8 protein-coding genes are annotated in these 12,104 nt (G+C 46.2%); 5 read left to right on the top strand and 3 right to left on the bottom strand.

All coding sequences use genetic code 11. The features are described from left to right. Positions 1–80: 80 nt before the first annotated feature. The gene (locus LIQ05_RS17830; RefSeq protein ID WP_226822748.1) at positions 81–1,460 is read right to left on the bottom strand and encodes an aldehyde dehydrogenase; all 1,380 of its coding nucleotides are present in this window, start codon (positions 1,458–1,460) and stop codon (positions 81–83) included. Between the two features lie 96 nt (positions 1,461–1,556). After that, positions 1,557–2,774, bottom strand: a complete 1,218-nt coding sequence (locus LIQ05_RS17825) for an iron-containing alcohol dehydrogenase (protein WP_226822751.1) — start codon at positions 2,772–2,774, stop codon at positions 1,557–1,559. Positions 2,775–3,184: 410 nt separating this feature from the next. On the opposite strand from LIQ05_RS17825, the gene LIQ05_RS17820 reads away from it, so the two are divergent. The 5 genes from LIQ05_RS17820 (at position 3,185) to LIQ05_RS17800 (ending at position 10,917) form a co-directional block, all read left to right on the top strand. Then, positions 3,185–5,962: an NYN domain-containing protein gene (locus LIQ05_RS17820; RefSeq protein WP_226822750.1), complete on the top strand. Its 2,778-nt coding sequence runs from the start codon at positions 3,185–3,187 to the stop codon at positions 5,960–5,962. A gap of 44 nt (positions 5,963–6,006) precedes the next feature. Next, complete coding sequence (gene greA / locus LIQ05_RS17815; protein ID WP_226822747.1) at positions 6,007–6,507, top strand: transcription elongation factor GreA; 501 nt, start codon at positions 6,007–6,009, stop codon at positions 6,505–6,507. Between the two features lie 377 nt (positions 6,508–6,884). Beyond that, a complete protein-coding gene (locus LIQ05_RS17810) occupies positions 6,885–8,654 on the top strand; it encodes a Na/Pi cotransporter family protein (protein WP_226822746.1) in 1,770 nt (589 codons plus the stop codon). Between the two features lie 245 nt (positions 8,655–8,899). Beyond that, on the top strand, positions 8,900–9,586 hold the full coding sequence (locus LIQ05_RS17805) for a response regulator transcription factor (RefSeq protein WP_226822745.1): 687 nt from the start codon (positions 8,900–8,902) through the stop codon (positions 9,584–9,586). Continuing rightward, positions 9,583–10,917 (top strand): sensor histidine kinase, encoded by a 1,335-nt coding sequence (locus LIQ05_RS17800; protein ID WP_226822744.1) that lies wholly within the window; start codon positions 9,583–9,585, stop codon positions 10,915–10,917. Before LIQ05_RS17805 ends, LIQ05_RS17800 begins: the two co-directional genes overlap by 4 nt. A gap of 115 nt (positions 10,918–11,032) precedes the next feature. Here the strand turns inward: LIQ05_RS17800 and nagB are convergent, their stop codons facing one another. Next, entirely contained in the window at positions 11,033–11,758 is a 726-nt protein-coding gene (gene nagB / locus LIQ05_RS17795; protein WP_226822743.1) for a glucosamine-6-phosphate deaminase, read from the bottom strand. Between the last annotated feature and the right edge of the window lie 346 nt (positions 11,759–12,104).

The raw sequence follows: 12,104 nt of genomic DNA, 5'->3' as shown, positions 1-12,104 counted from the left end.
GAAAGGTTGAAAAACCTTGAATTTTCAATAAAAAACACTTGATTATATGAGGAGGATTGCGTGAGCAGCTGGCTGCAATTTTATTTCAGAAAAATATGGATCAGCCTGTCATAAATTCCTCTGTAAGGCTGATAACGCATAGGCAGATCAATCCATGTTTTTTTATCTACAATGCTCTTATAATGAGAGAAAGTCTCGAATCCTTTCTTTCCGTGATAGCTTCCCATACCGCTTTCCCCGAAGCCGCCGAAAGGCATTTCGCTGGTGGCAAGGTGGATGATCACATCGTTGATACAGCCGCCGCCGAAGCCACATTCGGAGGTGACCTTCTCACAGATGGCTTTGTCCTGGGCGAAAATGTAAAGAGCCAGAGGATGAGCCATGGAGTTTACTTTGCGGATCACTTCGTCAATAGAATCAAAGGTAAGGATCGGCATCACCGGACCAAAGATTTCTTCCTGCATAACCGCATCTTCAAAGGTTACCTGGTCCATGACAGTGGGCTCAATCTGCAGGGCTTCCGGACGGACGCTGCCGCCGCAGATAACTTTTGCTGGATCGATCAGGTTCTGAATGCGGTTGAAATGCTTTTCATTGATGATTTTTCCATAATTTTTGTTATCCAGAGGGGATTTGCCAAACTGCTTACGGATCTGTTTCTGGATCTGCTTCAGAAGCTCATCTTTTACTTCCTTGTGACAGTAAATGTAGTCGGGAGCCACGCAGGTCTGTCCGCAGTTCAGATATTTGCCAAAAACAATACGTTTGGCGGCTAGCTTGATGTTTGCGGATTTGTCTACGATGCAGGGGCTTTTGCCTCCAAGCTCCAGGGTGACTGGAGTGAGGTGTTCGCTGGCGTGACGCATGACCTCTTTTCCTACAGCCTGGCTGCCGGTGAAAAAGATGTAATCGAAGTATTCCTGAAGAAGACAGGCGTTTTCCTCACGTCCTCCCATGACAACTGCCACATATTCTTCCGGGAAGCATTCGCGGACAATCTCGCAGATGATCCTGCTGGTGGCAGGAGAGTAGGCGCTGGGCTTTAAGACTGCAGTGTTTCCTGCAGCGATAGCGTCTATCAGTGGATCAAAGGTGAGCAGGAAGGGATAGTTCCACGGGCTCATGATCAGGGTGACGCCGTATGGGGACGGTTTCATGTAGCTTCTGGAATGGAACTGGGCAAGTGGAGTGTGCACTGTTTTTTCTTTGGAAAGAGAGCGGATGTGCTTCAGCATATAGGTGATCTCGCTGAGAACAAGACCGGATTCGCACATGTAGCTCTCGAAGCTGCTTTTTCCAAGGTCTGTCTTCAGGGCGGCATTGATCTGCTCCTGGTGGGACTGGATGGAGGCTTGCAGCTTCTTCAGGGCATTGATACGAAACTCAATGTCCAGGGTAGCGCCTGTGTAAAAATAGTTCCGCTGTCTGCGGATGATTTCCTGGATTGTGTCCTGAGTCATGGAAGTATCCTTTCTGAATTTGTATTCATCAATCTAAGAGTCAAATAGTTGACATAATGTAAGCGGCTGAGAAGTCTTGGAAAAAAAGTACCGATATTACTGAGCAGGGGTTTCTTCTGGCATCAGCATATAATAAAATTTCTCCAGCTCCTGCGCATCCATCAGCACTGGTACGGGATACAGGGGATTGGCTTCTTTGTCCGCATAATGGGACAGCTTCGGGATATCTTCTTCCTGGATTTCCGGGATGGTGTCCCCGATTCCGAAGCGGGCTTTCATATCCTTGATGGCCTGGATAAAGCTTAATGCAGCTTCCTCTTCAGGAGCTTCTTTGGTGGCAGTGCCTGCGGCAACAGCCAGGGCGGCCAGCTTCTTGTAGATGGTTTTTCCATAAGCTTCCAGAACATAAGGAAGAAGTACGGCATTGGCAAGTCCGTGTGGAACGTTGTACTGTCCCCCAAGGGAATGGGCAACTGCGTGCACATAGCCTACATAGGACTTGGTAAAAGCGCAGCCGGCAAAATAGGAGGCGCGGAGCATATTCCGGCGGGCTTCTTTATTGGTACCGTCGGTGTAGGCGGTGTCCAGATTTTCAAAAATCAGCTGTACTGCATCCAGGGCATTTTTCCTGGTTCCTGGTGTGGTGGAATTTCCAATATAAGCCTCTACTGCATGCGTGAGGGCATCCATACCTGTGGTAGCGGTAATAAATGGCGGAAGGCTTAAGGTAACCTTTGGGTCTAGCACAGCGTAGCGGGGAATCAATGGGAAATCGTTGATGGCGTATTTATGTCTGGTTTCGGCATCTACAATGACGGCAGCCAGTGTAGTCTCGCTTCCAGTTCCTGCTGTAGTTGGAATTGCAATGAGAAGGGGGAGCTTTTTATGAACCTTCAGGATTCCTTTCATCCTGGCAAGGGACTGGCGGGGCTTTGCAGCTCTGGCTCCCACTGCTTTGGCACAGTCCATACTGGAACCGCCGCCGAAGCCGATGATGGCTTTGCAGTTGTTTTCGTGATAAAGCTCCAGCGCCTCAGCCACATTTTCTGTGGTAGGATTTGCCACTGTTTTGTCATAAAGGATATAAGAAATGCTGCTGTTTATCAACGCCTTTTCCAGACGGCCGGTAAGGCCAAGCTTATGGATCCCGGCGTCTGTGATAATCAGTACGCTTTCACATTTTTTCTTCTTTAATACATCAGGGACTGCCTTCAGGCTGCCTATAATCTCCGGATTCCGGTAAGGCAGAAATGGAAGGGCGAATTTGAATACATTCTGAAAAATCCGGCAGTATAGTTTCTTTAAGGGATTCATGGTAGTTTCTCGCTTTCTGTTTACTGTTTGTATCTGTATCATGCTCCATAAAATGGAATTTTCAACAGCTCGTGTTGGAGGATCTACAGCTTATTGTACGATTGTGTAACTGTGAAGGTGCTGAGCAATTACACGATTTTTGTCACGTATGAATTATATCATGTTGCCAAATATTGTAAAGATAAAATAATTTTAAAATCAAAATAATAGAAAACGAGATTATGCGCAATATTTCAAGTGCTGTGTCTCGACTGATGCCTCCTATTGTGATATACTAAAAAGGTATTTTGTGCAGGAATCCGAGTGTGCCAAACTTTTTCAGAAAGAGCTTGGGAGACGGACACTGCACAGTCGAACGAGGAGGCGTTTACGTGAGTGAACAGTCAGAAAAAAGAAAGAAAAACATTTGTATGGGGCTGCTGGCGCATGTAGATGCGGGAAAAACTACATTGTCAGAAGCACTTTTATATTTAAGCGGTAAGATACGAAAATTAGGAAGAGTGGATCACAAAGATGCTTATCTGGATACCTCACCCCTTGAGCGGGAGCGTGGAATCACTATTTTCTCCAAGCAGGCGGTACTGGAATTTCCGGAGACCAGGGTTACTATTCTGGACACACCCGGACATGTGGATTTTTCGGCGGAGATGGAGCGTACACTGCAGGTATTGGACTATGCAGTTCTGCTGATCAACGGTGCAGACGGGGTGCAGGGACATACCGTGACCTTGTGGAAGCTGCTGGAGCGGTATGAGATTCCTACCTTTATTTTTGTAAACAAAATGGACCAGGATGGAACGGATCATGATGCACTTCTGGCAGAATTGAAGAAGCGGCTGCATGAGAATTGTATGGATTTTTCGGAAACTGGAGCAGCAGATGGTAATTCGCAATCAGAAGCATTGACTGGGGAAAAAGAGCTGCAGAATTCGACTACGGAGAAATTTTCAGATGAATTTCTGGAAAGCCTTGCCATGTGTGACGAGGAACTGCTGGAAAAATACCTGGAGACTGGGGAAGTGTCAGAGGAAGAGCTTGCAAGCCTGATCGCAGACCGGAAGGTTTTCCCCTGTTATTTTGGCTCTGCCCTGAAAATGAACGGTGTAGAGAATCTGATCCGTGGAATGGACCGGTACACCAGATGTCCGGAATATCCAGAGGCTTTTGGCGCAAAGGTTTATAAAATTGCCAGGGACGATCAGGGAAACCGCCTTTCCTATATGAAAATTACAGGTGGGGCACTGAAGGTAAAGGAGCTTCTTACCACCAGCAAGGGAAATATGGCAGCAGGGGATGAAGTTTGGGAGGAAAAGGCAGACCAGATCCGGATTTATTCCGGTGCCAGGTTTGAATTGGCGAAGGAAGCACCAGCTGGAACGGTTTGTGCAGTAACAGGTCTTTCCCACACTTTTCCAGGTCAGGGCCTTGGAGTGACAGAGAATTCCAACATGCCAGTGTTGGAACCGGTACTGAACTATCAGATTATCCTGCCAGAAGGCTGCGATGTGCACCAGATGTTAAAGAAGCTGAAGGAATTGGAAGAGGAAGATCCACAGCTTCACATTGTGTGGGATGAGCAGCTGGGAGAAATCCACGCCATGCTTATGGGGGATGTGCAGATTGAGATCCTGAAAAGGCTGATCTGGGAGCGGTTCCATGTGGCTGTGGATTTCGGAGCTGGAAATATTGTATATAAGGAAACAATTGCAGCACCAGTGGAAGGGGTGGGACATTTTGAACCCCTGCGCCATTATGCAGAAGTACATCTTCTTTTGGAGCCAGGAGAGCCGGGAAGTGGGCTGCAGTTTTTTACAGCCTGCAGTGAGGATGTGCTGGACCGGAACTGGCAGAGACTGATCCTTACCCATCTGGAGGAAAAAGAGCACCGGGGCGTGCTCACTGGGGCGCCCATTACGGATATGCAGATCACTCTTCTTACCGGGCGAGCACACCAGAAACATACAGAGGGCGGGGATTTCCGCCAGGCTACGTACAGAGCCATTCGCCAGGGACTTAAGAAAGCGCAGAATGTTCTGTTGGAACCTTATTATGAGTTCCGGCTGGAAGTGCCGGTTGATGTGGTTGGGCGTGCTATGACTGACATTCAGAAAATGCAGGGAACCCTTCTTCCTATGGAGACTGAGGAGAATACCGCTATTTTGAAGGGAAAAGCGCCTGTTTCGACTATGCGCGATTATCAGAAGGAAGTAATTTCTTATACAAGAGGAATGGGAAGGCTGTTCTGCAGTCTGAAAGGCTATGAGCCTTGCAAAAATCAGGATGAGATCGTGGGACAGATCGGCTACGATTCAGAGAGAGACCTGGATAATCCAACAGGATCTGTATTTTGCGCCCATGGAGCCGGATTTGTGGTGCCATGGTATGAAGTGGAAGAGTATATGCATCTGGATACCGGGATTATGGCGGAGCTTGAGGACGATCTCAGCGGAGAAGACTGGGAGGAGGTTGACTCAGGTGCTGGGAATCCTGGAAGTGGTTACCAGCCGCCAGAATCTGCCTACCGTGGAAGCTATGAGGATGACAAAGAACTTCAGGCTATTTTTGAGCGTACCTTTGGCCCGGTGAAACGGGAGCGCATGTCTTCCTATAAAAAAGTGGTAAGTGCCCCATCCTATTCGGGCAGCAGCTCTTCCAGAAAAAGAGACCAGGAAGAATATCTTCTTGTGGATGGTTACAATATTATTTTTGCCTGGCCAGAGCTGAAAGAACTGGCAGATGCGGATGTCCGGGCAGCACAGACCAAGCTGATGGATATTCTCAGCAATTATCAGGGCTGCAAGAAATGCACGTTGATTCTGGTATTTGATGCTTACAAGGTGGAGGGTCACCAGGAGGAAGTGCTTACCTATCATAACATTCATGTGGTCTATACCAAAGAAGCGGAAACTGCCGACCAGTACATTGAGAAAACCGTTCACAAGATTGGCAGACAGCACCAGGTGACCGTTGCCACCTCCGATGGTCTGGAGCAGATCATCATTATGGGACAGGGCGCCAGCCGTATTTCAGCAAGAGGCTTGAAGGAAGAAATCGAAGAGACCAGAAAGCAGCTAAGCCAGGAATGGCACCAGCACCGCCAGTCAAGCCATACCTATCTGTTTGACCATGCGGACGCGGAGATCGCAAAATTGATGGAAGAAGTCAGACTTGGAAAAAAGAAATTATAGGAATTGTGAAATATATCTAACAGCTATAAAGGAGATGTAAAAAAATGAGAGAGAAGCTCACTCAAAAAGATGTAGAAAAAATCGAGCAGGAAATTGAACACCGTAAGCTGGTTGTCCGCAAGGAGGCAATCGAGGCGGTGAAGGAAGCCAGGGCTCAGGGCGATTTAAGTGAGAATTTTGAATACTACGCAGCAAAGCGTCACAAGAACCAGAACGAAAGCCGTATCCGCTATCTGGAGAATATGTTAAAAACAGCTACCATCGTTTCTGACAAATCCAGCAGTGATGAAGTGGGAATGGATGATATTGTAGAGGTTTACTTTGAGGAAGATGATGAGATCGAGAAATACAAGCTTGTCACCTCTATCCGGGGAAACTCCATGGAAAACCGGATCAGCATTGATTCTCCGATCGGTATGGCGCTGAAAGGACATAAAGTTGGTGACCGGGTAGAAGTAAAAGTAAATGATAACTACAGTTACTTCCTGGAAATCCGTTCCATTGACAAAACGCATTCTGAGGAAGAAGAAATCAGAGGCTTCTAGAGAGTATCTGAAAAATTGTTCCGCAATCTGCACGCCCCACGTTGCGGTATATTTTGCAGAAAGCCTTTTTCAGACATGCTCTGGGAAAAGGATCCCTTGTGAAATGTAAAATTGCATTTTATATTTCATGAGGGTTTTTTTTCATAAAAATCCTGGAAAAACCAGTAAAATTAAACATCGAACAAAGATTTTACATTTCTAAATGCCTGACTTTACATTACTTTTGGAAAGAAAATCCCCCAATTGTAAAGAACTTTACATAGATTTAACATTAACCTCACCTGAAACTTTACATAGCCTACTTATATTGGATTCGTAAAGAAGAGAAACCAAGAACCCAATAAACATTTAAAAGGATAAAAAGGAGAGGAAACGTAATGGATTTTTTTAGCATTCTGACAATGGTCGGAGGACTGGCAATGTTCCTGTATGGAATGCAGGTCATGGGCGACGGCCTGGAAAAGCTGTCTGGCGGCAAACTGGAAAAAATTCTGGAAAATCTTTCATCTAACCGTGTGAAAGCGGTTCTGGTTGGTGCAGCAGTAACCGCCATTATCCAGTCATCATCAGCCACCACGGTTATGGTAGTCGGCTTTGTAAACTCAGGAATTATGCACTTATCCCAGGCTGTTGGCTTTATTATGGGAGCAAACATCGGTACCACTGTTACCGCATGGATCCTCAGTCTGGCTGGAATTGAGAGCTCCAATTTCTTTGTGAGACTTTTGAACCCCAGCTCATTTTCCCCGATCCTGGCGCTGATCGGAGTTATCTTTATTGTATTTCTTCATGACGAAAAGAAGAAAGACATTGGAAATATTCTGGTTGGTTTCGCAGTTCTGATGTTTGGCATGAACACCATGAGCGGTGCAGTAAAGCCTCTGGCACAGGTACCGGAGTTCACAAACATCCTTCTGAAATTCTCTAACCCGGTATTAGGCGTGTTGGCTGGTGCGCTTCTGACTGCCATTATTCAGTCCTCATCCGCTTCCGTTGGTATTCTTCAGGCACTTTGTGTAACTGGTGCAGTCCGCTATGGAACCGCACTTCCGATTATCATGGGACAGAACATTGGAACCTGTATCACTGCAATGCTTTCCTCCATCGGAGCAACCAAGAACGCGAAACGTGCAGCGATTGTTCATCTGTACTTTAATATTGTCGGAACCGTCGCATTTATGGTTGTCTTCTATGTGCTGAATGGATTTTTACATTTCTCATTCATTGAAGAAGTAGCAGGACCTGCCGGAATCGCAGTGATCCACAGTGCATTTAACGTGATTGCAACGGTTGTACTTCTTCCGTTTGGAGACCTACTTGTAAAAATGGCATGTGCAACTGTCCGGGATACAAACGAGGAAAAAGTCATTTCTGCAGAGGATCAGGAGTTTATGATCCTGGAGTCCCGTTTCCTTAGCAACCCTGGTATTGCTATCGAGCAGAGCAAAACAGCTGCAAAGAAAATGGCTGAGCAGTCCAAAACAGCCCTGAACCTTTCTTTCGGCCTGCTGGATCATTTCCAGGAGGAAACAGCCTTCCGTGTAGAGAAAATCGAGGCAAAGGTTGACCGTTACGAGGACGAGCTTGGAACCTATCTGATCAAATTAAATCAGAAGGATCTTTCGCTGGAAGATAGCCACAGTTTGTCCATTATGCTTCACTGCATCGGCGATTTCGAGCGTATTTCCGACCATGCTCTCAGCATTATGAAGTCTGCCAGGGAAATCTCCGGGAAAAATGCCAGCTTTTCCCCCAAGGCGGTACAGGAGCTTCACGTTATGGAAAAAGCCGTATCCGATATTGTGGAAAAAGCCTATAATGTGTTTGCAAACCAGGATATGAAAATGGCTGAAGAAATTGAGCCACTGGAAGAAGTAATCGATGAGCTTAGCCGCGAACTGAAACGACGCCATGTAAATCGTCTTCGTGCCGGAGAATGTACCATTGAGATGGGCTTTGTCCTTTCTGATATTACAACCAGCCTGGAGCGAATCGCAGATCATTGTTCCAACATCGGCGTCTGTGTGACTCAGGTGCGTGAGGATCTTTATGATACCCACAGCCATCTTGATACTGTAAAAAATGCGCCGGGAGAGCATTTCCACCATGAACTGGAAGTTGCCCGCGTGAACTATATGCTCCCGTAACTGGAAGAACGAATGTTGCCAGTTGCTGCCCAAGGAAAGTCTTTCCAGGAAAGCAGCAGCTGGTAATGTCTTTACAAGGGTAATGAGCAAAACTTATAGGAGTGTTTTTCACGCTTTTTACGGTGGCTTTACATTCATACACTTGTATAAGAAGTAAAAAGCACGTATACTGAGAAATAATGGTTATGCTGCACAGGCAATGTGAAAGGTGAGATTAATACGACGTGGGAGGAGAAAACTGTAAAATGATTTTTTGTGTTGAAGATGATAACAACATTCGTGATCTTTTAGTATATACATTGGAGACAACCGGATTTCATGCAAGAGGGTTAGTGGACTCCCAGGAACTGTGGAAAGCTCTTGTTGAGGAAGAACCGGAGCTGATCCTTCTGGACATCATGCTTCCAGGGGAGGACGGTTATTCCATTTTGGATAAATTAAAGAAATCTTCCGGGACCAGAGACATTCCGATTATTATGGTAACGGCCAAGGAAGCGGAATTTGACAAGGTACGTGCCCTGGAGTCCGGAGCAGACGATTATATTACCAAGCCTTTTGGCATGATGGAATTTATTGCAAGAGTGAAAGCAGTGCTTCGCCGAAGCAGCCGTCATGGAGATGACAGAGAACTTAGCTGTGAGGAACTTCGTATTTTCCCAGGACGCCACCAGGTTTATTGCAGCGACCAGCCAGTGGAGCTTACCAGAAAGGAATTTGAGCTCCTTCTTTATCTGATGGAAAACAGAGGAATCGTTATGACAAGGGATCAGATCCTGTGCCATATCTGGGGCTATGATTTTGACGGTGAGACCAGAACTGTGGATGTGCATGTGCGAACCCTCCGCCAGAAGCTGGGGGATACCGGCAGACTGGTAGAAACGGTCCGGGGCGTGGGCTACCGAATGGCAGATAAGGGAGGTAGTCAGGGATGAAAAAGAAAATCCTAAGCCATACCAGTACGATGATCATTCTCACTGTTATCCTTACCTTTGTTGCAGCCAGCTTTGTGATGTATGATAAGTTTAACAGTGCCATGAAAAAAGGTGTCCGGGACGAAGCAGAATATGTAAAAGTGGGAATGGAGGAAGCTGGGGAGGAGTATCTAAATGAGAATGTTGGAAAAGCCACGGATACTCGTATCACCCTTACAGATTCGGAAGGAAATGTGCTTTATGACAGCGAGGCAGATGCCTCAAAACTTCCAAATCACAGTGATCGTCCAGAATTTATCCAGGCTATGGAAAATGGACAGGGAGAAGTGGTCCGTTATTCGGAAACCTTGTCACATCAGACATTCTATTATGCTGTGAAGCTGGAGAATGGAAAAATCCTTCGTCTGGCAAAAACCACAGACAGTGTGTTCCACACTCTGCTCAGCAGTTTTATCTGGCTGGGACTTTTGATGATATTAATCATTCTGGTGGAAATCGTGCTGGTACAAAAGCAGACACAGAGTCTGATCGAGCCGGTGAACAATCTGGATCTGGAACACCCGCTTTCTAACGTGTGTTATGAAGAACTGCGTCCGTTATTAATGCGTGTAGATCAGCAGAACAAGCAGATTGCCAACCAGCTTGAGGAACTGAAAAAGACAGAAGCTGTCCGAAGAGAGTTTTCCGCAAACGTTTCCCATGAGTTGAAGACACCACTGATGTCCATTTCCGGTTATGCGGAGCTGATGATGAATGGAATGGTGCGGCCGGAGAATATCGCAGATTTTTCTGGAAGGATCTATAAGGAAGCTAATCGTCTTGGAAATCTGGTGGCAGATATTATCCAGTTGTCCCGTCTGGATGAGCAGCAGGATGAAGTGGTTCCCATGGAGAGTGTGGAACTGGATGAGCTGGCAGAGGATGTGGTAAATAATCTTCAGAATCATGCGAAGAAAAAAAATATTTCCCTGGAATACCATGGCGTTCCGGTAACTATTCAGGGAGTACGCCACGTACTTTATGAAATGTTGTACAATATTGCGGACAATGCGGTTCATTACACCAATCCTGGCGGACATATCTATATTTATGTGGGAAAAAGAGGGGGCAAACCCTTCTATCGTGTGGAAGATGACGGAATCGGAATTCCGAAATCTGAACAGAAACGGATATTTGAACGGTTCTACCGGGTGGATAAGAGCCATTCCCGGCAGACCGGAGGAACCGGACTGGGGCTGTCTATTGTAAAGCATGGTGCAACCCTGCACCACGCCCAGATCAATGTGGACAGCGACCTTGGAAAAGGTACAAAAATGGAGCTACTATTTTAGGTAGCTCCTTTTTGCATACATATATGGGCAGCAAGTCAAGGGTTGTGCCTGCACAAGAATCTGATGACTGCTGCGAGAATGGGCAAAAACCACAGAGCGTGCTTTGCCCTGCTAATTACAGTTCGCTCAGTGCCTCTTCATCCGCTACAATAATTGCATTCGGGTGGAACTGAAGAATGGACGCCGGGCACTGTGGAGTAACCGGTCCTTTAATTGCAGCTGCAAGAGCCTTGGCTTTGTTCTTGCCATTTGCTACAAGAAGAACGGTCTTCGCGCTCATGATGTTGCCGGTTCCCATGGAATAAGCCTTGCGCGGTACATCTGCTTCGCTTGCGAAGAATCTCTTATTTGCCTGAATGGTGGCTTCTGTAAGCTCCACACAGTGTGTGCCAGCTTCGAAATGATCGTCCGGCTCATTGAATCCGATATGTCCGTTTGGTCCGATTCCAAGAAGCTGCAGATCTACTGTGCCGATATTCTTAAGTAGTGTATTATACGCTTCACAGCAGGCAGCTGCGTCCAGATTGGTTCCGTCTGGAACGTAAGTATTTTCAATCTTAATATTGACTCTGCTGAACAGATTTTTGTTCATAAAGTAACGGTAGCTCTGGTCATTGGAGCCGTCCAGTCCTACGTATTCGTCCAGATTCACGGACTTTACATGGGAAAAATCAAGGATTCCTTCTTCATACATGGCAGCCAGCTGGTCGTAGGTTCCCACTGGGGAAGAACCGGTAGCAAGACCAAGGATACAGTCCGGCCTGGATAAGATCACGCCGGCGATGATGGTAGCTGCGGTACGGCTCAGTTCATCGTAATTCTTTACTTTTATAACTTTCATTTTACCTCTCCTTCTCTGCCAACAGGGTGCAAAAAAATGACGGCATTATGAGAATGCTGTCACACAAAGCATCTGCCCCTGTTTTATTAGACAGTATCAGTATACAGCATATTTGTGCGAAACGCCATAAATATTTCTGCTTTTTTTTGCTTTTTTTGGTGAAAAATGATTGCAGTATTTTGTTACTGTTCACTGGTAATGTTCCGCGAGGTGTTTTTTGTGAACGGAGTGAACAGTAACCAGTATTTTCATTTTCTATCGTAATAAGCTGGATAAAAATTGACAAGAGGGATTTTGTCTGTTACCATCAAGTTATATGCAATTTTGTTTGTATATGGTTTGGTGG

It is taken from the genome of Blautia glucerasea (assembly GCF_020537505.1).
GTDB lineage: Bacteria > Bacillota > Clostridia > Lachnospirales > Lachnospiraceae > Blautia_A.
Note: the sequence above shows the minus strand (reverse complement) of the source record. Positions and strands in the feature narration are given on the sequence as shown.

What these genes read in the sequence shown, in the direction of transcription:
- LIQ05_RS17825 (WP_226822751.1), bottom strand. Translation starts at nt 2,774, where the DNA reads ATGAATCCCTTAAAGAAACTATACTGCCGGATTTTTCAGAATGTATTC.
- greA (WP_226822747.1), top strand. Translation starts at nt 6,007, where the DNA reads ATGAGAGAGAAGCTCACTCAAAAAGATGTAGAAAAAATCGAGCAGGAA.
- LIQ05_RS17820 (WP_226822750.1), top strand. Translation starts at nt 3,185, where the DNA reads ATGGGGCTGCTGGCGCATGTAGATGCGGGAAAAACTACATTGTCAGAA.
- nagB (WP_226822743.1), bottom strand. Translation starts at nt 11,758, where the DNA reads ATGAAAGTTATAAAAGTAAAGAATTACGATGAACTGAGCCGTACCGCA.
- LIQ05_RS17810 (WP_226822746.1), top strand. Translation starts at nt 6,885, where the DNA reads ATGGATTTTTTTAGCATTCTGACAATGGTCGGAGGACTGGCAATGTTC.
- LIQ05_RS17805 (WP_226822745.1), top strand. Translation starts at nt 8,900, where the DNA reads ATGATTTTTTGTGTTGAAGATGATAACAACATTCGTGATCTTTTAGTA.
- LIQ05_RS17830 (WP_226822748.1), bottom strand. Translation starts at nt 1,460, where the DNA reads ATGACTCAGGACACAATCCAGGAAATCATCCGCAGACAGCGGAACTAT.
- LIQ05_RS17800 (WP_226822744.1), top strand. Translation starts at nt 9,583, where the DNA reads ATGAAAAAGAAAATCCTAAGCCATACCAGTACGATGATCATTCTCACT.